The sequence below is a fragment of the Streptomyces narbonensis genome (assembly GCF_014649015.1).
Lineage (GTDB): Bacteria > Actinomycetota > Actinomycetes > Streptomycetales > Streptomycetaceae > Streptomyces > Streptomyces narbonensis.
Genome location: NZ_BMSF01000008.1, coordinates 79,407 through 105,858 on the forward strand (window position 1 = coordinate 79,407; position 26,452 = coordinate 105,858).

The following is a 26,452-nucleotide window of genomic DNA, read 5'->3' on the forward strand; positions in this document are numbered from 1 at the left end:
CCCCTCCTGCCCATGTCGGGACTGCCTGTGGCGGTGTTGCTCACTCCCCCACTGTGGCACCCGTCACTGACATCGCAATGCCGGTGGGCCAAGTGCCGGAACGCCTCCGCCGCACCCTAGTTGGGGCGTTGGCGGCCGTCATCCGGATGGCTGAGCCGTCACTCGATGGAATGGCTTTGGGCAAAGGTGATGGCGCTCGTGCGGCCGTACGGTTCACCGCACGGCCGCACGAGAAGACGGCGGAAACGCCGTGCCGGGTCAGGCCTCGGCGGCCTTCCGGGCGATGTCCGTACGGTGCTGCGAGCCGTCGAGCCGGATACGGCCGACCGCCGCGTAGGCGCGCTCGCGGGCCTGCGCCAGGTCCGTTCCGGTGGCGGTGACCGAGAGGACCCGGCCGCCCGCGCTCACGATCGCGTCGCCGTCCCGCTTCGTACCCGCGTGGAGGACGTACGCGTGCGGGGCGTCCTGCTCCGCGATCTCGTCCAGGCCCTCGATGGGGTCGCCCGTGCGCGGGGTCTCCGGGTAGTTGTGGGAGGCGACGACCACGGTGACGGCGGCCTCGTCGCTCCAGCTCAGCGGCGCCTGGTCGTCCAGGGTGCCGTTGGCGGAGTTCAGCAGGACGCCGGCGAGCGGGGTCTTCAGCCGGGCCAGGACCACCTGGGTCTCGGGGTCGCCGAAGCGCGCGTTGAACTCGATGACCCGGACACCGCGGCTGGTGATCGCCAGACCCGCGTACAGCAGGCCGGAGAACGGCGTGCCGCGGCGGCGCAGCTCGTCGACCGTGGGCTGCAGAACGCTGTCCATGACCTCGTCGACGAGCTTGGGGTCGGCCCACGGCAGCGGCGAGTAGGCGCCCATGCCGCCGGTGTTCGGGCCCTCGTCGCCGTCGAGCGCGCGCTTGAAGTCCTGCGCGGGCCGGAGCGGGAGGACGGTGACGCCGTCGGTGATCGCGAAGAGGGAGACCTCGGGACCGTCGAGGAACTCCTCGATGACCACGCGGTCGCAGGCGAGGGCGTGCGCGCGGGCCTGCGCGAGGTCCTCGGTGACCACGACGCCCTTGCCGGCGGCGAGGCCGTCGTCCTTGACGACGTACGGAGCGCCGAAGGCGTCGAGCGCCTCGTCGATCTCCTCGGGGGTGGTGCAGACGTAGCTGCGGGCGGTGGGCACGCCGGCGCCGGCCATGACGTCCTTGGCGAACGCCTTGGAGCCCTCCAGCTGCGCCGCTTCCCGCGACGGGCCGAAGACCGGGATGCCGGCCGCGCGGACGGCGTCGGCGACACCGGCGACCAGCGGGGCCTCCGGGCCGACGACGACCAGTTCGGCGCCGAGCTCGGTGGCGAGGCGCGTGACGGCTTCGCCGTCCAGCTGGTCGACGGGGTGCAGCTCGGCGACCTCCGCGATTCCGGCGTTGCCGGGCGCGCAGTGCAGAGCGGTGACGTCGGGATCGAGGGAGAGAGAGCGGCACAGGGCGTGTTCGCGGGCGCCGCCGCCGATGACGAGGACCTTCACGCCAGCCAGGGTAGCCCGCTGGCCGGGATGCCCCTTGTGCGGGCCACCGAGCGAGACGGCCCTAGTCGTTCGTGTATTCCTCCACAACAGTGGCTCCGAGCTCGCGCACGATCAGGTCGTGCCCGGAGAGCGCGGAGTCGACGAGGTCGGGGTCGTCCTCCTCCGGCACGTCGTCCTCGGGCGCCACGGGCTGCGGCGCGGGCGGTGTGTACGCGGGCGCGGGGGCCTGCGCCGGGGCGGGGGCGGCCGCCTGCGGGAAGCCGCCCGCCGGGGCGGACTGCGCCTGTACGGGCGGGGGCGGCGGGGCCTGCTGGAAGGCGGGCGCGGGAGCGGGGGCGGCCTGCGGGCGGCCGCCGCCGAAGTTGGCCGCGGCGGGTGGCGGCGAGGCGCCGCCCGAGGGGTCGATGATCGCCTCGACCCGCCACTGCACGTTGAACTGCTCGGCGAGGGCCTGCTTGAGGACCTCCTCGCTGCCGCTGCTCGCGAAGTTGTCGCGGGCGCCTGCGTTGAGGAAGCCCAGCTGGAGGGTGGTGCCGTCGAAGCCCGCCACCTGCGCGTTCTGGCTGAGCAGGATCCAGGTGAAGCGGCGCCGGTTCTTGACGGCGTCGAGGATCTGCGGCCAGAGGTTCCGCACCTGCGCCGTGTCCCCGCCACCGCCGGTGGCGGCGGGAGCCGACGCCTGCTGCGCGGGCTGAGCTTGTACGGGGGCCGGGGCGGGAGCGGTCGGAGCCGGAGCCGCGGGGGCCGCCGCGCCGGGCCACGCGCCGGGCGCACCGCTGCCGGGGGCGGCGGCGCCCGGCCAGGCACCGGGCCGGACGGCCGGGGGCTGGTCCTGCGCGGGGGCGGCGGGGGCGACCGGCGGCGCAGCGGGCGCGGCCTGGGGCTGGGCGTGCTGCACCGGGGCCGGGGCGGGCGGGAGCGGGGGCGGCGCCATCGGGGTGTGGGCCTCGGGCCCGGGCACGTACGCCATGGCGGGCGCGGACGACGCGGGCGTGAAGACGGGCGCGGGCCCGGATCCGGCGGCGACGCCGCGCTCCAGCCGGTCGAGGCGAGCCTGGAGCGAACGCTCGTCGTCGAAGGCGGCGGGCAGCAGCACGCGCGCGCAGATCAGCTCCAGCTGGAGCCGGGGCGAGGTGGCACCGCGCATCTCGGTCAAGCCGGCGTTGACGAGATCGGCGGCCCTGCTGAGCTCGGCGGCACCGAAGACGGAGGCCTGCGCCTGCATGCGCTCGATGACGTCGACCGGCGCGTCGATGAGCCCCTTCTCGGCGGCGTCCGGCACGGCGGCGAGGATCACCAGGTCGCGCAGCCGCTCCAGGAGGTCGGCGACGAAGCGCCGGGGGTCGTTGCCGCCCTCGATGACCCGGTCGACGACCTCGAACGCGGCGGCGCCGTCACCGGCCGCGAAGGCGTCCACGACGGAGTCGAGCAGCGACCCGTCCGTGTAGCCGAGCAGGGAGGTCGCCATGGAGTACGTCACACCGTCGTCGGCGGCGCCGGCGAGCAGCTGGTCCATCACGGACATCGAGTCACGGACGGACCCGGCGCCGGCCCGCACGACGAGCGGCAGCACACCGTCCTCGACGCGGGCGCCCTCGCGCCCGCAGACCTCACCCAGGTACTCCCGCAGGGTGCCGGGCGGTACGAGCCGGAAGGGGTAGTGGTGGGTCCGCGACCGGATGGTCCCGATGACCTTCTCGGGCTCGGTCGTGGCGAAAATGAACTTGAGGTGCTCCGGCGGCTCCTCGACCACCTTCAGGAGGGCGTTGAAGCCCGCCGAGGTGACCATGTGCGCCTCGTCGATGATGTAGATCTTGTACCGGCTGGAGGCGGGCCCGAAGAAGGCCTTCTCCCGCAGGTCACGGGCGTCGTCCACACCACCGTGGGACGCGGCGTCGATCTCGATGACGTCGATCGACCCCGGCCCGTTCCGCGCGAGGTCGCGGCAGGACTGGCACTCGCCGCACGGCGTGGGCGTGGGCCCCTGCTCGCAGTTCAGACACCGCGCGAGGATGCGCGCACTGGTCGTCTTGCCACAGCCACGGGGCCCGCTGAACAGGTACGCGTGATTGACCCGGTTGTTCCGCAGGGCCTGCTGCAACGGGTCGGTGACATGCTCCTGCCCGATGACCTCGGCGAAGGACTCGGGGCGATAGCGGCGGTACAGCGCGAGAGACGACACGTATACGAGGTTATAGGCGCCCACCGACAACCCGGGAAAAACCACCGGGCGGGACCGGACACCGCCACCCCTCACACCCCACCGGAACGCCCCAACGGAACGCCCCAACGGAACGCCCCGACCGGAGAACGCAAGCGCCCCCCACGCACCCGCCAGAGCCAACCTACCCTTGCTGCCTTCCGGCCCTGGGGGAGTTCAGTCAGATAGCGCCGCGTGAGGGGCTCCGCCCAGCGTACCCGATCCCAGCAGCCCCACACCCCACCCCCTCCCCCACGCCTCCCCGCCCCGGCCCCGGCGCCTCTGCCGCCCTCTCCCCGAGCGCCGCCCGCCACCCCTGCCGACCTCGGCGGACCCCCACCCCGCCACCCTGCCGACTTCTTCCCGACCTCTCCCCGACGCCCCCGCCGATCCGTCCACGCCCCAGCCCGACGCCCCCGCCGATCCCTCCGCGACACCCCTCCCGACCTCCACCGGCCCCCGGATCGATTCGAGTGATCGAATCGAGTTCGCGAGCACCCTCCTCGGTCATGTAATGTTCCGAGCGGAGGATTCGCCTAGAGGCCTAGGGCGCACGCTTGGAAAGCGTGTTGGGGGCAACCCCTCACGAGTTCGAATCTCGTATCCTCCGCCAGTGCCTCACCGGGCACGATGTCGAAGGGCCCCACCGTTCACGGTGGGGCCCTTCGACGTGTGTGGTTGCAGTTTTGGTTACAGTTCCCGGCTATCGCCCGTTAAGGACGGACCGGCACACGTTGCAGTACATGGCTGCGTTCCGCCCGTAGCGCCGCATCAGCTGGCCGCAGCCGGCGCACGGCCCGAGCTCCCACGGCGGGCATCCCAGCGCGGCGGAGGCCGCAGCGCGTTCTACGGTGGTGATCCGCATCGGGCCGCGGGAGCGCTGGACCGGCATGCGGGGAAGCGTGAAGCCGCCGGTCGGCTGGTCGAGATCGCGGATGGGCCGGCCGTCGCTGACGAACCAGCCCTCCTCCCCAGCTCGGCAGGTGCGGTCGATCTCCTGCTCGGCGAAGGTGATCACGTCGTCCTCGTCTTCGACCGGGGCCGAAGGGAGAGGCGCCTTCTCGCCAATGAGCTCCTGCCACAGCGCGCGGTCGTCGGCGGAGACCCACATGTGCCGACCAGCGCGGCCGTTCCCTCGATTGGGCACGTAGACCGGCACGCTCTCACCCGTAGCGCTCTGCAGGACAAGGTCCTCGATGTGGACGGGCTTCCGCTGCGGGAGGCACAGCGCGGGCACGAACCAGTCCGCGTGAATCGCGCCACAATGCCCAGCGCCGTCGAGGCAGTGACGCTCGCTGCTCGGTACGCACTTCCAGACTTCGAGGTGCCGGTACCCGCCGCGGATCACCATCTCCTTGCCGTCGGAGATGTCCCTCCAGGGCATGTCGTCGACGCGTGCCCAAGGAGCCCGGTCGATCAGGGAAGCCGTCCGGTCCTTCGCCACCCACAGCGGGGTGATTCCATGCTCCACGGCGTTGACCGACCGCCGGTGCACGCTGCTGGGGCTGAGGTGGTGGTACTGGATCTCCCAGCCGATCCGTATGCCCTCGGGTCCGGTGACGACGGCATCCGACACGCTGCGCCGGTTGGCCACGGGAACCTCAGCCTCGGCATCCAGCCCGTACCGCGCGGCAGTCTCGACGACCCTCTCCTTGGTGGCCTTGTGCTGGGCGCTCTCCGCCGGGGTCGCCTTGTGCGTGATCGGCAGGTGCGAGGCGACGAGCGGTCGCCGGCCTCCAACCCGGCCTCGGCGGATGAACATCCACGGGGACTTCCCGCCCGCCTCGGACGCGCACGGCTTCCCCGCCTTGTGCGCGAGGCACTCCAGTAGCTGAGGGTTCCGCTCAGCGACGCTGGTCGTGATCTCTTCGAGCAGACCGGGGTAGCCGCGGACCCCCAGGTCTGGCTGCGTCAGGTTGATCTCAATGCCGTATTCGGTATGCCACACGCCATTGGCCATCCATCCACGATAGGAGTGGTCACTGACACGCGAAAGGGCGTGCAAGGGATCAAACTCGACTCACTGCCAACGAAGTTCGGCGTCTCGCCGACACGAGGGGCCTGAGCATCTCGGCTAGCAGGCCCCTCCTCCCGATCCGGTTCTATGCACCAAAGGGAAATTCACACCAGACGGCCTTACCACCGTCGGGGGTGCGACGCGATCCCCAGGCCGAAGCAATCGCCGCAATGACCGAGATGCCGCGGCCGGTCTCGTCGGCTGGCCCTGACCGCCGCCGACGCGGAAGGTGATCGTCCCCATCAGTCATCTCGACGACTAGGCGGCGGTCAGTGCGGCGCAGCCGGAGCCACATGGGCGGGCTTCCATGCTGGAGAGCATTCGCCACCAGTTCGCTGGCGGCCAAGACGCCGAGGTCACACATTTCGGCCGGGAGGCGCCACGAGGCCAGGACGCCCCGAGCAAAGGCCCTGGCGCGTGGGGCCGCCTCGACCCCGCCGAGGAGTTCCAGGGCGGCGTTATGGAACAGGTCAGCCTCCGTGCCGGTGCGAACAGGGTGCTGAAGGACCATCACAGCGATGTCGTCGTCGTCGTGGTCGACGCCGACGCCGACGCCGAGGGTACGCATGAGACGGTCACAGATGGCGGCGGGAGTGCCCTGGGCACTGGCGAGGGCAGCCGCCAGTGTGGCCACACCTTCGTCGATGTCCTCGCTGCGGCGTTTGACCAAGCCGTCTGTATAGAGGACAGCGGTGGAGCCGGGGCCGAGAGAGATGGCGCCAGACGAGTGAAGCCAGCCTCCGGTGCCCAACGGGGGCCCAGTGGGTTCGGCGGCCCGGCGCACGGTCCCGTCCTTGTCACGGACCAGGATCGGCAGGTGGCCGGCGGAGGCGTAGACGAGCTCTCCCTCGTTCGGGTCATGGACGGCGTACACGCAGGTAGCGATCTGGCTGGCCGCGATCTCGACGGCGAGACCGTCGAGGAGCTGAAGCACCTCGTGCGGCGGCAGGTCCAGGCGGGCATACGCCCGAACACCGGCACGCAGCTGACCCATGACGGCGGCGGCGCGGACCCCGTGGCCGCCCAACACGTCACCGACGACGAAGACCGTGCGGCCGGCTCCCAGGGTGATGACGTCGTACCAGTCGCCGCCAATGGCGACCTCGGTGCTGCCAGGCTGGTAAATGGCCGCAATCCGCAGGTCATCGGGCTGCTCCAGCTCCTGCGGGAGGAGGGAGCGCTGGAGAGTGACAGCGGTAGCACGTCGGTCATTCTCGACGTACGCCAGCCGCTCCCGCAGCTCCGCAACGATCTCTTCCGAGCGGGGATCACGTCCCCCAGCCTCCATAGATCCGCCCTGCCCATAGGAGTTATCCAGAGTTGTTCGGGACAACCCTGAAGGATCGGCTCCGAGCGTTCCGGACTGGGGCAGCACCTCTCCCGGAATGACACGCTCTTCGTAGGGGCCGTCATGCCCAGAAGTAACGCCAAGTTCGTCTGCGGCGTCCTGGACGGCCTCCTCTTCGCGATCCAATACATCGCCCGTCCGCGCGAGGATCTCATCGATTTGATCAAGAGCGCTCTCATCACCCAGCCCGCGTTGATCAAGGGTGTCGGAGGGGACAGCGGGAAGCTCTCCAGCATCGCTGGAGAGCGGCCGTTGGCCGATCTCCAGCAGGTACGCCTCTAGAGCCTGTACACGGCGGGCAGCGAGGTCAGCGATGCGATGGGCCTCGTCACGTTGCCTTACTGCACGTTCAAGTTGAGCGCTCAGGCGCACCTCCTGCCCCCGAGCGCGATCAAGCTGCGGCTGGAGCACCTGCATCTGGTCCGGGAAGGCCACGCTGACACCGGTAAGCGCATCGATACGGCGCGACAACTCCGCAACCTTGGCTTGCGCTTGGCCTAGGACAAGGAACAGCATCGAAGCGATCTTGAGGGCCTGCTCACGCCCCTGCTCACTCGTCTCGTATGCCTGGCGCGCCCGAACAAGGTCCCTATAGACCTGAATCGTACGTTCCTTCTCCTCGATCAGCTCGCGGGGCGAGACAACCGGTTGACCGCCCAGGCCAACCAGAGTCGGGGAGTTGTGGGCCTTGTCCCAGAGAGCTCGCGCACTGCGCATCCGACCCTGCGCCTGCTCGCCTGGCTCGTCCGGGAAACACACGTCTGCGACGGCCTCCACCACATCCCAGCTCAAGTCTTCGCCTGAGAGGTGAATGCGTAACCGGCGCAAGTCCGGAACCTTCCCGCTCTCAAAATGTTCAAGGGTCAACCGACTATGAACCTCGCGAACGCTCAGTCCGGCTTCATCGATCCACGACCGAATCGTGTGCACCAGTGCGTTGGCTTCAACACTGGCCCCCTTGGGCTCTGACCAGGGACGTCCTGGACGCTTCGGCCTCTCCCCCACCACAACCCCCAATTGTTCAGCGACAACCCGCCATTGTCGCCAGAACAACATCCAATCGGTATCACCAGCCACAGCGCAGCTGGATCGTGTAGGCGCATCAACCGCGGATCCACCACGCGAACCGAACTCGGAGACTTCCCATGCACCTCACGCAAGCTGGACTGCTCCTCGTCACCCTGCTGGTGATTACCCTTCTGGCGATGGGAGTAGCCGGTGCAGCTGTGACCCTTGCGCGCTGGGAAGGGCGCACCGTGCCTGCCGCCATCAGTCGAGGGGGCATCGCCTTCGCCGGGACCATGACCCTCGGAGCATCCTTGGTCAGTCTCTTCCTGATGCTCAAGTGAGGCCGGGGGGGAGCAGCCGACCGGTGTCATCCGCTCCCCCCGCGCTCCGTGCCTATCTCCACACCGAGGGGTGTGTCACAAGGGCGTCTACCACTCGTCGGTGTCGCCGTACTTGCCCGGGTTCCGGGCGCGGTCCACAGCCTGTGCACAAGCCTCAGCGAAGGCCGCCTCCACGGCGTCCTTGTCCGTGCCTCGCACCTGGGCCTCGACCTCCTGGCCCAGGCCAGGGCGGCGGGCCGTGCGCCAGGCCGAGGCGCGGTCGATGTAGCGGTCGGTCTCGAACTCCCAGGCCGACACCGACCAGCGCTCGGGGAATCCGGTCGCGGCGCGTTCCCCGCCAGGGAGAAAGAGTGCTCGGGCGTGGAAGACCACGGCCCGCTCCGGCATGCGGTCGCGGAGGGCGCTCGCGCCGCCGGGGCCCTGGTGCTCCCAGCGCCAGCGGTCCCATTCCTCGACCTCGGCGGGGTGATCGGGCCAGTCCTCGCTCCACCGGGCGACGACCTCGTCGGCATGCTCGCGATGGAGGAAGGGAACCCGTCGCTCTCCGAGGCGGGCAACGTGGACCACCAACTCGGCAGGGACGGGGCTCTGGCCAGCATCTAGCGCGGCACTTCCCGTGGTCTGGTCCGTGCCCCACAGGAGGCCGCCGACCTTGGCGGCGGTGTCCTTGAGGACGCGACTGGTCAAGTGCTGGTAGCGGCGGCGCATCCGGGCGGACTTGCCAGGCTCCCAGCCCATGATGGCGTCGACGACAGCGTCGGAGACGCCGAGGATGAGAAGGACGGTCGCCGCAGTGTGGCGGGCGTCGTGGAGGCGGGCGTCGCGGACGCCTGCGGCCTTCAACAGCTCCTTCCACTTGTGGTAGTCGGTGTTCGGGTTCAGGGGCTCGCCGGTGGGCGAGGTGAAGACGTACCCCTTCTCCGCCCACAGGTCGCGCGCCACGATTCGCTCACGGGCCTGGTCCTCCTTGTGTCGGCGCAGGAGCTGGAGCAGTTCTTCGGGAACACCGATGGGCCGCTGGCCGGCGCGGGACTTCGCGTTCTTCGTCTCACGCCGGGTGTTGATCTTCTGCGGGCAGAAGCCAGGCTTCCGGCCGCAGCGGTCGCCGCAGCCGTGATCGTAGCGGGGCCGCAGCCGGCCACGGCGTACGCGGATGACGCCGAGTTCGAAGTCGACGTCGTCCCACTGCATGCCGAGCACCTCGCCCTGGCGCAGGCCGAGAGCGAGCGCGATGACCCAACGAGCGGTGTTGCGGTGCTTGGCGGCCTCGGCGAGCAGCTGCTGGACCTCCTCGACCGTGTATGGCTCGACCTCCTCCTCTTCGACCCTGGGGGCCTTGGCGATGGAGGCCGGGTTCGAAGTGAGGTGCTGGCGGCGTACGGCCTCGTTGAGGGCAGTACGGAGCGTGCGGTGGGTCTGGTGGGCGGTGCCGGCGGCGCTGCCGTTCTCCTGCATTTTCTTGTAGAAGCGCTCTAGGTGTTCGGGCTCAACCTTCTCCAGGCGGTGGGCTCCCAGGCCGGGGATGAGGTGGTGATAGACCGCCACGCGGTAGCCGTCGATCGTGTTCTCCGAGACGTGCGCCGCCGCGATGTTCTCGACCCAGTGGGTGAGCCACGTCTTCACCGTCCACGACTGGCCGGCCTTGCGGGCGGAGCCCATGTCTCGCTGGCGCTCCAGTTCGCGAACGGCCTTGGTGACCTCCGCGCGGGTCTTGCGACCGATGTGGCGGCGATCAGGGCGGCCGTCGTCCTTTACGCCAACGGTGACGTAGCCGTGCCAGCGGCCATCCTTCCCCTGGAAGATCGAGGAGGCGCCGTTGGGCTGGCGGGACTTCGCGGGACGGGACTCGTTCACGCGGCCATCCCGAAGTCCGACGCACCGAGACGGCGGGCCAGAAAGTCGTTCACCGCCTCTGCTGGGATGCGCCGGAGACTGCCGATCTTGACCGAGGCGATCTCGCCGGTGGAGACGTACTCGTACAACTTGGTGCGGCCGATGCCCAGGCGGCGGGCGGCCTCCTCGACCGTGAGCGCGACGAGCGTGGCGTCGCCGGTGGGTCGGCGATGGGCCACGAGGGTGCGCAGGGCGTCCTCGGGGACGTCCAGGAGGCGGGCTATCTGGGCAAGCGGAAGGCCGTTTTCGTGCAAGGGGAAGTCCTTCTCTGGCCAGGCGTGGGACGGCGAATCCCGTGCTGGCCGCGATCGTTCAGGGATGGGCGTTGTGCGGTGGGACGTACGCGGCGAGGGCCGGCCCTGCTGTTCGTAGCAGCGAGGGACGGTGGACCGGTCAGTCCTGCGGGGTGATGTCGTTGACGTGTTCGCCGAGGTAGCTGATCAACTTCGACGGCGGGAAGTGGCGGTGGAACTCGCCGTTGGAGGCGACCGCGATCTCGTGTGCCAGGAATCCCTTGACCAGGTCTTCCTGGTTCGGGTTGGCGTCGGTGTACTCCTGCAGCTCGCCCTGGATCCGGCGCATTTCCTTGCGAGCGGCGAGCTGCTGCTTGTAGTTACCCACGTACTCGGCGATGAGCCTGCGGACCTGCGCGTTGGCGATCTGGCCGGGAGGGCTGGTCAGCTCGTCCATGTCGAGGTCGAAGACCTTGCAGAAGCCGATGGCCTCGTCAAGGTTGACGCGGCGTCTTGGCTTGCCGCTCTCGATGCGCCAGATGGCGGCCTGGTTGACAGGGTGGCCGGCGTCGGCCATTCGCTCGGACAACGCGACCGTGCTCCAGCCGCGGGCTTCACGTTCGAGCTTGATCCGCGCGGCGACGTAGTCCTCCGGCAACGGTCGGTCCGGGCCGGCGCGGGCCGCCCCTTCGTCACTGCTCATCTCTCCACCTCCTCGGTCAGGCCCAGGGGACACCCGGGGCGATGATCCAAGGAAACACCATTGCGGATCCGAATGCAACCATTGCGCTGCCGAAAACGTCAGGTAGTGTGGGTCGTCCGCCCCCGCACGGGGGTGAACGCAAAAAGCCCCCGGTGCTACGAACACCGGGGGCCAAGCTCGAACTCTCGTAACCGCCCATCCCTGAACGATCGACCTGCGTGGCCTGGGATTCGCCGTCCCATGCGGCCCGCAAGTGAGGAGCTCAGTGCCCAGTATGGACGAATCCCGTCCTGCCGCGCCACACCACGACACCCCCGGCCGCTCTCGCTCCTTCGACGATTCCACCGCCGTGCCGCCGCACGACGCGGACGCCGAAGCCGCCGTGCTGGGCGCGTGCATGCACGACTCCGCTGTGGTCGACGCCGTACGGAAGGTGCTCGATGGACCGGACTTCTACCGGCCGGCGCACGAGACGGTCTGGCGGACGGTCCTCGCCCTTCGCGGCGAGGACAAGCCCACCGACCCGATCATGCTCTGCGACCGGCTACGCGAGCACGACGACCTGGAGCGGGTCGGCGGTGCGCCCTACGTCCACCGGCTCGCCTCCGCCACTCCCTCGGTCAGTGGCGCCACCCACTATGCGGGGATCGTGCGCCGGATGTCCGACCTGCGGCGCCTGCGCGCCTCGGGCCTGCACATGGTGCAGCGGGCCATGGAGCCCGGAGCGGACCCCGATGCGATTCGCAGCGAGGTCGAAAGCGAGGTCCGGGCCGAGCGAGAGCGCGCCTTGGCCTCGGGGCAGGGACGACTCTCGCGGTTCATCACCGACGGATGGTCGTTCGTCAAAGAGAGCGGCGCGGATACCGAGCCCCTGTGGGGCACCCGCGAGAAGACCGTCTGGGCCTCTGGCGAGAGCCTGATGATCGTCGGCGCTCCGGGCGTCGGCAAGACCACCCTGGCCCATCAGGTGATCTTCGCCCGCATCGGCCTGCAGGAGACCGTCCTGGAGATGCCCGTCGCCCCCAGCAGGCGCGTGCTCTACCTGGCGATGGACCGCCCCAAGCAGATAGCCAAGGCCATGGCCCGCCGCGTCTTCCCCACCGACGAGAAGATCCTGCGCGAGCGGCTCGTGGTCTGGGAAGGTCCGCTGCCCGCCACTCTCGACAAGGAGCCCGACCTCCTCGCCGACCTCGCCGCCGCCCACCAGGCCGACACCATCGTGATCGACAGCCTCAAGGACGCGGTCAGCACGATGGTCGACGACAGCCTCGCGGTCGCCTTCCACAACGCCCGCATGCGCGCCATTCGCAACGGCGTGGAGATCATGGAGCTGCACCACCAGCGCAAGGCCGCCGCCGACGCGCCGCGAGGCCAGCGCCCCAGCCTGGACCAGGTCTACGGCTCCACCTGGTTCACCTCCGGCGCGGGCAGCGTCTTGTTCGTCACCGGCCGGGCAGGCGACCCCGCGGTCACCCTGCACCACCTCAAAACCTCCACCGGTGAAGTCGGCCCCCTGGACGTCACCCACGACCACGTGCGTGGCACCACCACCGTCGACCCCTCCAAGGACCCCGCCGTCCTGCTGCGCAACGCCCCCAATGGGCTGACCGCACGCGACCTGGCGACCGTCCTCATCGGCGGAGGCGATCCCGAACGCGCCGACGTCGAGAAGGCGCGACGCCACCTCAGCCGCCTCGTCGACAGCGGCCTGGCCACCAAGGCAGAAGGCATCGCCGGAGGGGCCGGAGGCGGCCAGCAGGCCCGCTACTACGCCTCCGCCCGCCACCTCACCGCCGTCGGCTGAGCCCCGCACCGAACCCCTGAAAGCGTTCACGCGACCGTACACGCGGCCCCCGCGCCCGCACACCGCCGTGAACCGCTCACAGCGCACACGCTCACCGCAAAACCGCAGGTAGAGCGATCACGCGACCGTCCACGCCGTACACGCACCCAAGCGATCACGCGCGGGGCCCCCTTTAGAAGGGGGCCCGCGTGTACGCCCTCATCCGTGAACGCCGTGATCGCCTCCTCACTCGCCCCGGAGTAGCCCCGTACATGCCCCCTGCCATAACCGACATGCTCGCCGCCGCTTCGCTCCCGTTCACCGATGGTCCGCTCCTGCCCGTGGCCGTCCTGGCCGTCGCCGCCGGCGCACTGCTCGCGGGCCTGAAGGCGCGACGCAGCCAACACCGCACCCGCGATCGGAAGCGGCGCGTCTCGGCCGCAGTCGCCACCGCGACCGTGGCGGCGCTCGTGTGCACCGCGTACAGCGCGGACACCAGCTGGCGGTTCGCCGCCCACTACCTCGACATGCGCAACACCGCAGAGCGCGCCGCGATGTTCGCCGCCGCCGAGCTCGCCCTGTTCTCGATGGCCCTGATGGCCCGCCAGAACCTGCACGGGCCGCGGCAGGCGGCCGGCCTGCCCGGAGTCCTGGTCTGGGTGATCACCGCCATGCAGACCATCCCCGCCTACGCCGAGTCCGGCCCGGTCGGCGGCACCGTGCGTGCCTTCACCGGCCCGGTGATGGCCGCCGTGCTGTGGCACCTGGCCATGGGCATCGAGCTGCGCCAGCGGACCCCCGACGCCGCCTCCCGCGGGCTCGCCGCCGTCCTCACACGGCAGGCCCGCGAGCGGCTGCTCGCCCGCCTGGGGATCGTCGAGCAGGACCAGGGCGCCGCCCAGATCATCCGCGACCGGGCTACGCACCGGGCTGTCGCTCTGGCCGCCCGCCTCGCCGAGATGACGCCCGAGCAGCGCACCGGACGGGCGGGCCGGCGTACCGTGCGCCGCCTGTCCAAGGCCCTCGCCCGCTCCGGCATCGACGCCGACCCGCTCCGCAACAAGCAGCTGCTGCGCCAGCTCGCCACCCGCCGCCAAGCAGCCGCCCTGGCCACCATCGGTCTGCCCGAGCGCTGGACCACGCCCGCCAGGCAGCCCGTCCGCCCGCCCGCAGCGCCGCCCGACCACTCCCGGGCAGACGCCGGCGAGCGGGCGGAAGGCGACGGGCGGGCAGAGGACCGCCCCCGCCCGCACCCATCAGATCCGGGCGAGGAAAACCCTCACGCTGGCGCCCGCCCGCGCTCCGCCCGCCCGGATCCCACCAACCGCTCCGGCTCGAAAACGACAGCCCGTCCGAATCGGGCGGCCCGCCCGCAAGAGGCGGCTCCGCCATCCACGGGCAGCGGCTCACACACCCCACCGGCCAAGCGCCCAACGCCGAAGCCGAAGCGGGCCGGCGGCAAACGAAGCGCCACCGACGACATCCTTCGCGACTACGCCCACCGGCTCCTTGACGAGCACGGCCGCCTGTCCCGCGACCTCCTGGAAGAGGTCGTACGCGGCGACGGATACACCGTCGCCAGCGACGACGCCGGCCTCATCGTTCGCGAGATCAAGGCCGAACTGAACGCCTCCCGCCACCGCTGACGGTCACCTCTGCCAGCCAGCCCCTCGCCCCATCCACCCTCCGACAGGAAACTCATGCACGACCCGCACCACGGACCCACCCCGCCCCAGCAGCTGTCCACCACCCCGACATCAGGCGGAGCAAGTTGTACCGGGAGCAATGCTCCCGGAGTTCCCGCCCCGGGGGTGGCGGGACCGGTCCTGCGCCAGGGGGCACCGGACCGGCAGGCTGCGACCGAGGGCGGACCGCAGCCTGGAGGGGGACGGCAGGCCGAGACCCTTTCGCGGCGGCGTCAGCGCACCCGTCAGCCGAAGCCCCGCAAGCGTCTGCACCAGCCCAGCTGCCGCATGAACGACGCCGAGTACAAGCGCTTCACCGACGCAGCCGCCCAGTGCCAGATGACCAACGCCGCGTTCCTCGCCTACGCCGTCGACAGGGCCGCCCGCGACCTGACCCGCACCGCCGCCGAGATCGCCACCGAGCGGGAAGTCATCGGTGAGCTGTTCGCCGCCCGTCGACACCTGGGGCGCATCCACGGCCTGTTCAACCAGGTCGCCAAGGCCCTCAACTCCGGCGCCGACGCGCCCCACCTCGATGCCACTGCCCAGGCCGTCCTGCGCGCGGCCCGACGCATGGAGAACGCCACCGATGCTCTGCTCGCCCACCGGGACGGCGGTGCCGCTGCGTGATCCCCCGCATCCACAAGCGCGGCAGCGAGACGATCGGGCTGATCCGCTACCTGTACGGCCCCGGCACCCACGAGGACCACACCAACCCCCATCTGGTGGCCGCCTTCGACCCGCTCACCCCCGACCCCGGCCGCGACCCGCAGGCCACCCACGGGCATCTTCAGCGGCTGCTCGACCAGCCCGTCAACGCCCTGCCCGCCGGCCGACGCCCCAAGAAGCACGTGTGGCACCTATCCGTACGCGCCAGCCCCGAAGACCCGATCCTGTCCGACGACGACTGGGCAGCCATCGCCCGCCGCATGGTCGCCGCAACCGGCGTCGCCCCCGACGGCGACGACGCCGCATGCCGGTGGGCGGCCGTCCGGCACGCCGACGACCACATCCACATCATCGCCACCCTGGTCCGCGACGACGGCCGACGGCCCCGCCTGCACAACGAAGCCCGCCGCGCCCAAGCCGAGGCCCGCCTCATCGAAGCGGACTACGGCCTGCGCCGGGTCACTCCGGGCGATGGCACCGCCGCCAAGCGCCCCACCAGCGCCGAGCGTCACAAGGCCGACCGCCGTGGCCAGCAGCGCACTCCGCGCGAGGAGCTGCGTGAGGCGGTCCGCCGCTCGGTGGCCGGCGCGGCGAGCGAGGAAGAGTTCTTCGACCGTCTCGCCGCAGCAGGTCTCGTCATCCGGCGTCGCATCGCACCGTCGGGCGACACTCTCGGCTACACCGTCGCCCTCCCCGGCGACCGAAACGCCAAGGGCGAACCCGTCTTCTACTCCGGCTCGAAGCTCGCCCCGGACCTCTCCCTGCCCCGCATCCGCGAACGCTGGGCCCAGACCTCAGAAGACAACGCCCCTTCGGTCCTGCCTTCGGTGAGCAGGCCCGCGTCCGCGCGTCGGCGCGCCACCTCCGCTGCCTGGCAGGCACTGCTCGTCATCGACCACGGCGAGAACGGCGTCATCGCCGCGCAGATCGCCGCCACCGGAGAAGTCCTCGACGCCCTCGCCACGACCTCCGCCGCCCACACCCGCCACGAACTACAGGCAGCCGCCACCGCCTTCGAACGCGCCTCCCGCTCCCACGTCCGCGCCGCACGCGGCCACGGCCAAGCCCTGCGCCAAGCCGCCCGCGACCTCGTCCACAGCGGCCCGGCCTTCGGCCGAGGCGAGGACGGGGCCACCACGGCCATGGTCATCGACATGCTGTTCTTCCTCACCGTCGCCGCCGCGCACTGGCACGCCAGGAAGCAACACGCCCAGCAGGCCGAAGCCGCCCACCGGGCCGCCGCGCACCTCCGAGCCGCCTACCCGTCTGCCGCTGGCCACCCCATGGCCCTGCTCCACCAGCGGGGCAGTCGCCTGGCCCCATCCTGGCAGCGCCACCACGCAACCGCCGTGCGTAAGGCCCTGCCCGAGCTGGCCGACCGGATCCTTGCCGAACCCGGCTGGCCAGCCCTCGCAGCGACCCTCGACGAAGCCCGGACCGCTGGCCGCAACCCCGCCGTCCTGCTCTCGCAGGCAGCCACCCGAAGGGAGTTGGACACGGCGGAACGCATGAGCGATGTGCTCGTGTGGCGGCTTCGGCGTATGGCCGGCCTCCCCGCCGATCCCCAGAACTCCCGGAGCCGGCACGTGCGAGGTACCGCTGCCATCTCCTCGCCGCCACGGGCAGAACAAATCGACACCAGGTCCGCAAATAGCTCCCGACGGCAACGCTGAACCACGAAATCGAGGCGGAAAGGTAGCCGAGAATCGCCGGTTAGCCTAACCGGCGATTCTCCGGAGGATTGACCTTCCAATCCAAACCCGGAAGGAATCCCGCATGCCCCAGCCCGAAGCCCGCCCCGAAATCGTCGCCCTGCTCTGTGACGCGAACTTCAAGCTCTTCCTCGAAACCGGCACCTGGTCCCACCGGGACGGCCGCCCCTTCACCGAGGAGGAACGGTCTCTGGTCTTCCGGGCGACCCGAGCCGACCTCGAAGAGCTGAAGGCTCAGCACTCGCGCTACCTGGAGTACGTCCAGGCGTACGAGGAAGCACCCGAAGCAATCCAGCGATTCCTCGCCCCGTTCATGGAGCAGCTCGACGAGAAGAACCTCGGTAACGCCCATGCCCTCATGACGGAGGACGAGCGGACCGAATTCGACCGTCTGCTCGGCCTCATGATCGAACCTGCTCGCCCTTTTACCCCGTACGCCTTCTGACAAGGGGGGAATGAAAGTGCCCGGCGGACGTTCTGAACGTCCGCCGGGCATCTGCCGTTCTGCCCGATCGCGCGCTGGCGCCCCTGCGGCCGCTCCCCCTCCACACACCGTGGCACGCACCGGTCGGCCGCCCATCCGATACTCCAAGGCATGGGCAAGGTGGAGGTTCTTCGGCCTCCACGCAGCCGGCGCGGATACCAGCTGCGGCAACAGCATGCTCGGTACGCATCAGGGGCTGCCGGACTGCGAGATGCCGCGCGCAAGTTGGGTCACGATGTCCAAGACGCCCTGGCCGAACGCTGTCGGGGCAACCAGCACCCCGAAAACGAGCACAATGATCACGGTCGCCTTCTCATCTAATCGACTTCGGGCCTGCGTACGTCGCCGAAGGCGCAAGACGATGATGACGGCCAACAGGACCGCCATATTGATGGTCATGATCACGCTGCAAGCCCTCCTGGCTGGCCGTTCATCAGACATCTCCGCTTTCCTGGATCACGTTCCGACGCATCAGGACAGCGCTGAAGGGCGGCGTGATGGTGGGATGCGATCAAGCAGGTCCCACAAGGGCCGGGATCCCGAAGCCCACTCACTGAGCACGCGGCGGTCGACGAGGTGGATACGGTGCTGCTTACCCCATGGGATTGCTTTGGAGGAGAAGCGGCCGTTGGTGAGGACGACCGCGACGTCTGCCCCGTGGATCTGGCGTGCAGTGCCGTTGACCTGCTGCAGCACCCCGACACCTACAGCGGAGCCTTGGTCCCCGTCACGGCGGTGCTTGCACTGGATCGCCCAGACGCGACCGGCGGGGTCGACCGCGCGCACGTCGCACGCGTTGTCTCCGGCGCCACCCAGCTGCTCGGCCTCGCACCCGTCGCGGCGCATCAGGTCCCGCACGGCGAACTCGAACGCCCGGTGATCCAGTTCGTCGAGCTCAGCGATCCTCAGCCGCAGGGCTGCCGCGCGAACGCGTTCCCATTCCGCCCTCTGCTTGGCCCTCTGGTACCAGAAGACACCGATGGCCACGGCGACGACGGCCGCGAGGACGAGAACCCACCAGTGCGTGAGAAGCCACTGGACGACGGCGGCGATCAAGCCGATCACTGCCACGGCACCTAATACCAGAACGACCTGTTCGTCCTGCCTCTTGGAACGGCGGACTGGCCGACGCCGGGCAGTCCGCCGCACCGGGCGGCGGCTCATCGCGTTTCACCCGGCTGCATGGAGCCGGATAAGGCCGGCCCGCCGAGCAGTGGAGCCTTGAGTTCGCTCTCCGAAGCCCTGCGGCCCGACAGCACCACGCTGCTCTGCGGGCGCGACGGAACACCGCCCCGAGCGTGAGCCGCCACCTGAACCGTCACGAAGGAACTCCCCCTCTGTCCTATCTCGCTGACATCCCCGCGCAGGTCGTATGACAGCACGCGCCACCGACAGTAGGTAAGGGCACGATCACGCGAGGTGACTGGTTTTGGTCAGTAGCACCTGCCCGTCGCGCACCGGCGCATCCGGCGACCTGCGCAATTCACCGCTCGACCGAAGGTCTTCGGCCGTTTCGCAGCCTGGGGTGAAACGGTCCCGTCGATCAATCCGCGATGCCGCCAGGACCGGGCCCGGCATCGCCCCCCTCTTCCTCAATGACGCGGGAGATCTCCGGCCATGGAGCGAGCAACATGCCGAAGAGAGACCAGTAGTTGTAGACGGCGCGGACCATGGCGCTGACGCCCAGGCGGGCAACGTCTGGATCGATGGCGCCGATGACGCGCCTCGTGATTCCACCGGCGCCCCGAGCTGCGGGCGGAATTCCCGAGCCGAGAAGGAGCGTGGCGGTACGGATGGCGTCCAGCGTAGGTAGCGGCGCGATACGCGCGTAGCGGCCGTAAATCAGGGAGGGCCAGCTCTCCCGAGTGCGAGCCCAAGCAAGGCGCTCCAGTCCGGTGCCGAGGTCGACGGCCAGACGGTGGGGGTGGGCGGTGTTCCACAGCAGGACTATGTCGCCAAGCGTGAGGTCGAGGTGCCGGAATCGCAGTGTGATGCCTTCGACCTGCCGTCGGCGCCATGGGGTGAGCGTGCCGTAGATGCTCAGGTGCCGTGCGTGGAAGCCAAGCTGGGAGAGGACGGTGAGCCAGCCGTCGAGGATGGCGCCGTACTCGTCCATGCTCTGTATGGGCTGGACCCGGGAGATGTTGACGAAGGACGTGAGAAAGCCGTCCTTCAACTGACCTGCGGCGTCCCGGTGGCCCGTGAAGCGGACGACCGGCTGGGGGATGAATCCGCTCCGGTAAGTTCCGAGTTGGCCGTCTTTGAGGAGCGGGTCGAGCGCCTGGACGGCGGAGATAGTCAGCTCGGTCTCGCGCCCCCAACGCAGAGGGAGGCAGACGTCGCGAGGGGCGCCGTCCCGCGCGAAGCCGAGCTCCAGGGAGTCGAGCAGCTCCCGCCACGTGGGCGGCCTGCGGGGCGGTCGGTAGGGAGTTCCGCGATGTGGGTGAGCGATCTCGATGTGAGGGCCGTCGACGGTGAACTCCCAGTGAGGGCCTAACGCGGCGCGCAGTACGTCAGGTATCCGCTGGGCCAGGTCGTCTCCGACGGAGCCGGTCGCGCGGGTCAGCACGACCGGGACGCCATCGCCAGGAAGTGCCGGGCGGGGTCGAAGCGGTGCTGGCCGATCTCCTGAACCTGCCGGTGGTCGAGGGTCTCCGCCTGCTCGATAGCGAGGGCGAGTCGCTGGGCCGCGGTCTCGTCGTCCTCGTCCGGGTCGACGACGGTGACGGCGCCCGTCTGGTCGCAGAGGGCCGCCTCGGCGCAGGTACCCGTGCGCCAGGTAAGCGCGGCCATGGGGGTGCCGGCGCGGAGGGACTCGCCGAAGACGGCGGCGCCGGCTTCCACGTACGTGCGGGCGTAGGTGTAGACGAATACGGCGGCGTCGCGGACGGCGGCCGTCTTGGCCGGCCCTCCGAGTTCACCGACCCACTCGACGTGGTCCGCGGTGAAGAGGCGGGCGTGGCTCTGGACGTAGTCGTGGTCGAAGACCGGGCCGACAATACGGATGCGGCGGCCGAGGATCTGGGCGGCGCGGACAGCCAGGTGAGGAGCCTTCTCGGCGTCGACGCGGCCGAGCCAGACGAGATCGCGTCCGGCGGTCGCCGGCGGTTCCTCTTCGTTAAGCCCGAGGTGTACGGCCAGCTCGGGGATCGGCCGGTGATCCGCGTACCGCTCGATCATCTCGGGCGAGTAGCAGTACAGCCGGGAGCGCCTGCCGTCGAAGGCGGTGGCGGTGTGCTGGAAGACCGGCGAGTGCTGGAACGTGGCGACGTCGCAGTCCAGCGCGTCCCAGGTGCGGGTCCAGGCGGGCAGCGAGGGGTACTCGTGCCCGACGACCAGGAGGTCGTACTTGGTGTCGCGGACGTCGCGCTCGACGAGCGATCCGGGGGTGATGTCCTCCAGGCGGACCGGCTTGCGGACCCAGTCGTTCTCCAGGTCCGCGAGCCAGCCCGGCCCGAGGAGGTGTACGTCGGCGCCTGCGGCCCGGGCGCCTACGGCGACCGCCCACAGCCATCGTTCGATCCCGCCGTAGCCGGCGGGCGGAAAGGCGTAGCTACCAGGGAAATCGCAGACGCCGACGAGCACGTTATGCCTCCGGTGTTCCGTCCGCCTTGATCCGGCGGAAGCCGAGGTACGGAAAAAGGGATTCGGGCAGGACGAGCGAGCCGTCCTCCTGCTGGCACTGTTCGAGGAGCGCGGCCAGCGTGCGGCCGACAGGCAGGCCGGAGCCGTTGAGGGTGGCGACGAGCTTGGGCTTGCCGTCCTCACCTCGGGTCCGGATGTTCGCCCGGCGGGCCTGGAAGGTGCCGAAGTTGGAGACCGAGGAGATCTCCCGGTACGTGTTCTGGCTCGGGATCCAGACCTCGATGTCGTACGTGAGCTGGGCGGAGAAGCCCGTGTCGCCGGCGGGCAGCTTGATGACCCGGTAGGCGAGGCCGAGCTCCTTGAGGCACGCCTCGGCGTGGCCGACCATCGTCTCCAGCTCGGCGTCCGCCGTCTCCGGGTCGACGATCTTGACCATCTCGACCTTGGCGAACTGGTGCTGGCGGATCAGACCGCGGGTGTCCCGGCCGTACGAGCCGGCCTCGGAGCGGAAGCACGGGGTGTGGGCGGTCATGGCCAGCGGCAGCTCGGCCGGCGGGATGATCTCGTCGGCGTAGAGGTTGGTCAGCGGGACCTCGGCCGTCGGGATGAGGAAGAGCTCACGGTCGGCGACGCCGGTCTTGAACAGATCCTCCTCGAACTTCGGCAGCTGACCGGTACCGGTCATGGTCTTGCGGGTGACCAGGTAGGGGACCGCGTACTCGGTGTATCCGTGGCGGCGGGTGTGGATGTCGAGGAAGAGCGTGGCCAGCGCCCGCTCCAGGGCGGCGCCGGCGCCGCGCGAGACCGCGAAGCGCGGCCCGGACAGCTTGGTCGCCCTGCCGAAGTCGAGGAGGCCGGTGGCCTCGCCAAGATCGACATGGTCCTTCGGCTCGAACGCGAAGGCGGGAGGAGTGCCGACGCGCCGGATCTCGACAGCGAACTCCTCGGAGTCGCCGTCGGGGGCCGAGTCGTCCGGCAGGTTCGGGATGCTCAGGAGCAGGTCGCGCAGCTGGCTCTCGATCCCTTCCTGGCCGGCCTCGATCTCGCGGATCTGGTCCTTCAGCTCGCGGGCGCGCTCCTTGAGCTTGCTGATGTCGCCGCCCTGCTTGGCCGTCTGCTGGACCTCGCTCGCCACTCGCTTGGACTCTGCCCGCAGCTCGTCGGCCGAGCGGATGTTCTGGTTCCGGCGAGACTGGAGGGACTCCAGCTCGGACAGGTCCAGGGAGTAACCGCGACGAGCGAGCCGACGAACCGCGTCGGCACCCATGTCGATCAGGGCGCGGGCATCATGCATGAGGAAGATCCTTCTGATCCTGCGAGTGGGATGGGGATACGGAATCGACGGTAGCAACCGCCGAGCCGTCCCCGTTCCGGAATATCCCCCAGTCACCGATGCCGCCGGTGCGGTCCTGAACGCCAGTTTCAAGATCGTTCATCAGGGTTGCGATGAATTCCGGCAGCTCCATGTCCGGGATCGTGAAGGGCTCGACGTACGGCGCCTCCGGAAAGAACAGGGGCATGGCCTCGCCGGGATCCCGGTCTCGGTGCCACAGGAGCACCGAGACCAGCAGCCCGTGGGCCACCAGGACGCGTGGACCGGGATGCTCCAGGGCCGCGAGCACCCCGGTGAGCATCCTGCGGATGCCCTCACGCTGCGACTCGCTCCCGCCGGGCGGGCGCTCGTGGGTGCCGTGTCCGTCGAGCCAGACGGCGTACTCCAGGAATGGTTTTCCCTCGAATTCCCCGTAGTCGAGTTCGTTCAGCCGAGGATCGATGATCAGTTCCGGCCCGGGGACACCCATCAGCAGGTTGGCAGTCTGCTGGGCGCGGAGGAATTCGCTGGCCAGCCACGTTTTCACGCTGTGGAGGGGCACGCTGCTCCATCCCTTGTTCAGCGACCGGCGGCCTTCATCGCTCAGGCGGATGGGCTTGGTCGGATCGCCGTTGACGAGATAGCGCCGGCTGTAGTTCGTCTGTCCGTGGCGGAGGACGTACGTCGTCATGAGCGGCTCCTTGGGGTCGGCGCCGACAGCCATGCGAGGACGTCGGCCATCCTCGGCGCGCGCGGATCACCGGTGTCGAGGTAGAAGAGCAGGCCGTCCAGGGCCAGGGCCCTGCACCATGGCGCCAGGACGGGCACGGGGATACGGGAGACCCGGGCCGCTGCGGCCAAGCGAGCGTCTGTGCCGTGTCCGAGGTCGTAGTACACGGTCCAGAAAGCCCAGTCGAAGGCCGCGTCGCCCACCATCGGGAGGGGATCGATAAGGCGGGGGTGGCCCAGCCAGTCGAAGAGCACGTTCTCGCGGTAGAGATCCGCGTGCAGGACGGTGGACCGAGCGGAGTCCTCCTCCAGGGCCACGAGGGACGGGAGGGCCGCGTCCACATGCCCCTGCCACGGGCCGACGTCGACCGATTCCAGTCGGCGCCGCACCCGGGGGCGTACCTCCTGGTGGAGGTACGCGGTCAGGGAAGGAAGCTCACGCAGCCGGCGCCGACGGCGGCCGAAGGTGTGGAGGCCCTGGAGGGCGGCGGCCACGGTAGGAAGCTCGCGAGGCGGTCGCTCACCACCACCGGGCCGGCCTCCGACCATCTCCAGGGCCGCCACGGCCAGGTCATCCGCCGCCTCGACGACGCCCGCCGTCGGCCCACCCGCCCACAGGCGTAAGGCGGTGACCTCGTTGCGGAAACGGGTTGGGTCGGCCCACGCCTTGAGAAGCAGCGGACGCCCGTCGAAGGTTCCGGCCGTGACGACCACCGAGGCATGTCCGGCGTCGTGGTACGCCCCGAGCGTGAGCTTCCAGCGCTCCGCCGCGCGCTCCATCAGCGTGGGCACGGCGTCGAGCCAGCCGGAGACTCCCGGGCCGTAGTGCGTGACCAGGCGCCGTCGGCATTCCTCGGAGACCTCGCCGAGCGTCCGCTCCTCCATCAGCTCAGCACGATCCCGTTAGAGACCAGCTCGTCGGTCAGCGCCGGGAACTCGGCCATGGCCTCCGCCACCAGTGCCTGCACCTTGTCCACCTCGGCGTCCGGGGAGGACAGACGGACGAGGACGCGCCACGGCTGGTCGAGACGCTGCCCGGTCGTGCTCACCAGGTGAACCTCGGCGTGGCCGTCCGTCGCCTCGTGAAGCCGCTGGGCGAGCCGGCGGGCGGCGATGTTGTAGAGCTTGCCGACGTGGTAGACGGGGTTCTTGCCGTTGGCGCCCTCCAGATTCATCGGCCGCAGGGGCGTGATGAGGCCGTTCACGCGGTTGCCGCGCCCGACGACGCCCTCGTCGCCCGACTCGATCGAGCTGCCGGTGTAGGTGAGGTACAGCTCGTCCTTTTCCGGCACGTCACGAGCGTTGAGCCGGAACCGCGTCTCGGCGCCGGGCAGCCGGAGGCCGGCCAGCCGGTGGCACTCGGCAAGGACGCTCTCGGTGTTCCGCACGTACTCCGCGCGGCTGGCGACGAGCCGCGACTTCTGGGGGACGCAGAGGACGACGTCCGCCTGCTCGCCGTCCCAGTAGCCCATGAGCTTCACGTCCGATCCGCACCACGCGTGCGAGAGGGTGAAGTCACTCTCCCCGGAGAAGTGGTCGACCAGCTCGCGCACGAACGACTCGAAGACGTTCTCCGGCGCCCAGCCCGTTCCCAACGACGTGTCGTTGGACAGTCGCACCCGCCGCTCCCGCAGGTCCTCGATCGACCGCGGGTTGAACCACCGCGTCCGGTCGGGCACCTCGTCGCCCGTGAGGACGGCACCGGGGCTGGAGTTGCTGGTGATGTTGAAGGTGATGTCCAGGTGGTCCGAGACCTCGGGAAGCCGGCGGGCGAAGAACGCCCGCACCTCGGCCTCCACGATCTCCTCCACGGGGATCCGCTCGCCGCCGCACATGGGCGCGGCACGCCCGTTGACGAGAACCCTGACCGGGTCGGTCATCCGGCCTGCGCCGTAGCGGACCTCGCTCGCGCCGCCGAGGAGGGCGAGCTTGTCGAAGTTGTGGTGCAGCACCGCGCCGAAGCGCTCGACGGTGTAGCGGCTGTACGCGCGGGACAGCCGCTCGGCGAGGTGGTCGGCGAGGGTGTCGGGGTGGCCGAGGCCCTTGCGCTCGACGATGGTCGTGGCCGGCGGGTGGGCCACTCCGATGTCGACCACGAGGTGGGTGTTGCCGAGGATCGTGCTCGTTCGGGACATCAGGATCCCTCGTTTCGGGTCGGAAGATGACGGAGCACTGCGAAGGCGTGTCAGCGAGGCACGCCTCGGGCGCGGAGAGACGAGATGGTCTGGGCGAGAAGCGCCCAGGTGGCGATGGGACGGTTCGGCGCCGCGAGCTGACGGATGAGGCCAGGACGGACCAGCGTGATGTCCTCCAGACGGCGCCGGTCGAGCCAGAGGAGAAGGCGCCACGCCAGGACCGAACCGCTCAGAACGAGTCGGCGAATGACGTCTTCCGGCAGCCGCCGGTAAGGCAGATCCCCGTAGATCAGGTCGCGGGCCAGGTGGAACGCGATATCGGCGTGATCGGCGACAGCAGGGCCGCGCCCGCTTGCCTCCCAGTCGACGACGTGGAGCTGGTCTCCGTCGACCAGGAGGTGCTCTGGTTTGAGGTCCCCGTGCAGGCGGACGACAGGGTGGGCGTCGATCGGAGCGAGGAGCTCCGCCAGATCCGCCCACCACGGCAGCAGCCGGCATCGGGCAGACAGCTGTCGGAGCAGGAACCCTCGGTGCGTGAACGGATCCCTGTGGTGAGGCACCCAACCCGAACCGGGAGCGAGACCGGGAGCCGGCCGGTGCAGCTGGCCGGACAGGGTCAAGATCCGATCGAGGTACTCCCGGACTGCCGGGAGGGTCTCGATCGTGCATGGACGTCCGGGCAGCATCTGGAACACGGTCCAGGCGGAATCACCCTCGGCGCCTGTGCCCAGGACCGTCGGCGCTGACAGCCCCTGGCGACCAACACCCCGGATCGCTTCCACCTCGCGACGGCGCCGCCCAGCCGGGTCGATACCGACGTAGACCTTGAGCAGTGACCGGCCGTCCAGTGCCTGGAAAACCCGGGAGTACGGCTTGACCGAAGTCCGGCGGAAGGGACCGTGTCGAGACTCGATTGCTCGCAGTACTACAGGGGAGCTCAGCACCTCGTCACCTCCAGCCGTCGATTCCGCAGGGGAAGCGCTGCCGGAGGAGGCGGCCCACCACCGCGGCGCTGAGGCAAGTAAGCCGGAGACGCGGCCGTTGGTCAGTGGACAGGGTTAACGGATTGCCCCGTTAACTGTTAACTCCCCACGTGAGCCGGGCTC

General features: G+C 69.9%; 22 protein-coding genes, 1 tRNA gene and 1 other RNA gene. 7 read left to right on the forward strand and 17 right to left on the reverse strand.

The features are described 5' to 3' along the window. Positions 1 to 258: 258 nt before the first annotated feature. The 3 genes from purD to ffs form a co-directional block, all read right to left on the reverse strand. Entirely contained in the window at positions 259 to 1,509 is a 1,251-nt protein-coding gene (purD, locus tag IE124_RS16890) for a phosphoribosylamine--glycine ligase (RefSeq protein WP_189508600.1), read from the reverse strand. A 61-nt stretch (positions 1,510 to 1,570) separates the two neighbouring features. Then, on the reverse strand, positions 1,571 to 3,691 hold the full coding sequence (locus IE124_RS16895) for a DNA polymerase III subunit gamma and tau (RefSeq protein WP_189508601.1): 2,121 nt from the start codon (positions 3,689 to 3,691) through the stop codon (positions 1,571 to 1,573). A gap of 127 nt (positions 3,692 to 3,818) precedes the next feature. Further along, positions 3,819 to 3,917: signal recognition particle sRNA small type (ffs, locus tag IE124_RS16900), an RNA gene on the reverse strand. Between the two features lie 317 nt (positions 3,918 to 4,234). Here ffs and IE124_RS16905 point away from each other — a divergent pair. Next, positions 4,235 to 4,322 (forward strand) — tRNA-Ser (locus tag IE124_RS16905). 90 nt (positions 4,323 to 4,412) lie between these two features. On the opposite strand, the gene IE124_RS16910 is transcribed toward IE124_RS16905, so the two are convergent. Then, complete coding sequence (locus IE124_RS16910) at positions 4,413 to 5,657, reverse strand: competence protein CoiA family protein (protein ID WP_189508602.1); 1,245 nt, start codon at positions 5,655 to 5,657, stop codon at positions 4,413 to 4,415. Positions 5,658 to 5,811: 154 nt separating this feature from the next. Continuing rightward, positions 5,812 to 7,344 carry a SpoIIE family protein phosphatase gene (locus IE124_RS34925; protein ID WP_370468778.1) on the reverse strand — a complete coding sequence of 511 codons (1,533 nt, stop codon included), beginning with the start codon at positions 7,342 to 7,344 and terminating at the stop codon, positions 5,812 to 5,814. Positions 7,345 to 8,219: 875 nt separating this feature from the next. On the opposite strand from IE124_RS34925, the gene IE124_RS16920 reads away from it, so the two are divergent. Further along, positions 8,220 to 8,423 (forward strand): hypothetical protein, encoded by a 204-nt coding sequence (locus IE124_RS16920; RefSeq protein ID WP_189508603.1) that lies wholly within the window; start codon positions 8,220 to 8,222, stop codon positions 8,421 to 8,423. 87 nt (positions 8,424 to 8,510) lie between these two features. On the opposite strand, the gene IE124_RS16925 is transcribed toward IE124_RS16920, so the two are convergent. The 3 genes from IE124_RS16925 to IE124_RS16935 all read right to left on the reverse strand — a co-directional run bounded on the left by IE124_RS16925 (position 8,511) and on the right by IE124_RS16935 (position 11,252). Beyond that, entirely contained in the window at positions 8,511 to 10,277 is a 1,767-nt protein-coding gene (locus IE124_RS16925) for a tyrosine-type recombinase/integrase (RefSeq protein ID WP_189508604.1), read from the reverse strand. Next, positions 10,274 to 10,570 (reverse strand): helix-turn-helix domain-containing protein, encoded by a 297-nt coding sequence (locus IE124_RS16930; protein ID WP_189508605.1) that lies wholly within the window; start codon positions 10,568 to 10,570, stop codon positions 10,274 to 10,276. Before IE124_RS16930 ends, IE124_RS16925 begins: the two co-directional genes overlap by 4 nt. 139 nt (positions 10,571 to 10,709) lie before the next feature. After that, entirely contained in the window at positions 10,710 to 11,252 is a 543-nt protein-coding gene (locus IE124_RS16935) for a helix-turn-helix domain-containing protein (protein ID WP_189508606.1), read from the reverse strand. A 274-nt stretch (positions 11,253 to 11,526) separates the two neighbouring features. Between IE124_RS16935 and IE124_RS16940 the strand changes: the two genes are divergently transcribed. From IE124_RS16940 to IE124_RS16960, 5 genes are all read left to right on the forward strand, one after another. Then, positions 11,527 to 13,056, forward strand: coding sequence for a DnaB-like helicase N-terminal domain-containing protein (locus tag IE124_RS16940; protein ID WP_189508607.1), 1,530 nt, complete (start codon positions 11,527 to 11,529; stop codon positions 13,054 to 13,056). A gap of 251 nt (positions 13,057 to 13,307) precedes the next feature. Continuing rightward, positions 13,308 to 14,681 (forward strand): hypothetical protein, encoded by a 1,374-nt coding sequence (locus IE124_RS16945; protein ID WP_189508608.1) that lies wholly within the window; start codon positions 13,308 to 13,310, stop codon positions 14,679 to 14,681. A gap of 327 nt (positions 14,682 to 15,008) precedes the next feature. Further along, complete coding sequence (locus IE124_RS16950; protein WP_189508609.1) at positions 15,009 to 15,350, forward strand: plasmid mobilization relaxosome protein MobC; 342 nt, start codon at positions 15,009 to 15,011, stop codon at positions 15,348 to 15,350. Beyond that, on the forward strand, positions 15,347 to 17,062 hold the full coding sequence (locus IE124_RS16955) for a relaxase/mobilization nuclease domain-containing protein (RefSeq protein WP_189508610.1): 1,716 nt from the start codon (positions 15,347 to 15,349) through the stop codon (positions 17,060 to 17,062). Before IE124_RS16950 ends, IE124_RS16955 begins: the two co-directional genes overlap by 4 nt. Before the next feature lie 103 nt (positions 17,063 to 17,165). Beyond that, entirely contained in the window at positions 17,166 to 17,546 is a 381-nt protein-coding gene (locus IE124_RS16960; protein ID WP_189508611.1) for a hypothetical protein, read from the forward strand. Between the two features lie 228 nt (positions 17,547 to 17,774). Here the strand turns inward: IE124_RS16960 and IE124_RS16965 are convergent, their stop codons facing one another. The 9 genes from IE124_RS16965 to IE124_RS17005 all read right to left on the reverse strand — a co-directional run bounded on the left by IE124_RS16965 (position 17,775) and on the right by IE124_RS17005 (position 26,290). Further along, positions 17,775 to 17,984: a hypothetical protein gene (locus IE124_RS16965; RefSeq protein ID WP_229832539.1), complete on the reverse strand. Its 210-nt coding sequence runs from the start codon at positions 17,982 to 17,984 to the stop codon at positions 17,775 to 17,777. Between the two features lie 72 nt (positions 17,985 to 18,056). Continuing rightward, positions 18,057 to 18,656, reverse strand: coding sequence for a restriction endonuclease (locus IE124_RS16970; RefSeq protein WP_229832517.1), 600 nt, complete (start codon positions 18,654 to 18,656; stop codon positions 18,057 to 18,059). A gap of 472 nt (positions 18,657 to 19,128) precedes the next feature. After that, positions 19,129 to 20,154, reverse strand: coding sequence for a hypothetical protein (locus tag IE124_RS16975; RefSeq protein ID WP_189508614.1), 1,026 nt, complete (start codon positions 20,152 to 20,154; stop codon positions 19,129 to 19,131). Next, on the reverse strand, positions 20,148 to 21,170 hold the full coding sequence (locus tag IE124_RS16980) for a glycosyltransferase (RefSeq protein WP_189508615.1): 1,023 nt from the start codon (positions 21,168 to 21,170) through the stop codon (positions 20,148 to 20,150). The genes IE124_RS16975 and IE124_RS16980 overlap by 7 nt, the downstream gene beginning before the upstream one ends. Before the next feature lies 1 nt (position 21,171). Beyond that, positions 21,172 to 22,464 (reverse strand): serine--tRNA ligase, encoded by a 1,293-nt coding sequence (gene serS / locus IE124_RS16985; RefSeq protein ID WP_189508616.1) that lies wholly within the window; start codon positions 22,462 to 22,464, stop codon positions 21,172 to 21,174. Continuing rightward, complete coding sequence (locus IE124_RS16990; protein ID WP_189508617.1) at positions 22,457 to 23,173, reverse strand: histidine phosphatase family protein; 717 nt, start codon at positions 23,171 to 23,173, stop codon at positions 22,457 to 22,459. The genes serS and IE124_RS16990 overlap by 8 nt, the downstream gene beginning before the upstream one ends. Next, complete coding sequence (locus IE124_RS16995) at positions 23,170 to 24,096, reverse strand: phosphotransferase (RefSeq protein WP_189508618.1); 927 nt, start codon at positions 24,094 to 24,096, stop codon at positions 23,170 to 23,172. The genes IE124_RS16990 and IE124_RS16995 overlap by 4 nt, the downstream gene beginning before the upstream one ends. Further along, on the reverse strand, positions 24,096 to 25,346 hold the full coding sequence (locus tag IE124_RS17000) for a methionine adenosyltransferase (RefSeq protein WP_189508619.1): 1,251 nt from the start codon (positions 25,344 to 25,346) through the stop codon (positions 24,096 to 24,098). The genes IE124_RS16995 and IE124_RS17000 overlap by 1 nt, the downstream gene beginning before the upstream one ends. Before the next feature lie 50 nt (positions 25,347 to 25,396). Further along, on the reverse strand, positions 25,397 to 26,290 hold the full coding sequence (locus IE124_RS17005) for a phosphotransferase family protein (RefSeq protein ID WP_189508620.1): 894 nt from the start codon (positions 26,288 to 26,290) through the stop codon (positions 25,397 to 25,399). Positions 26,291 to 26,452: the final 162 nt, after the last annotated feature.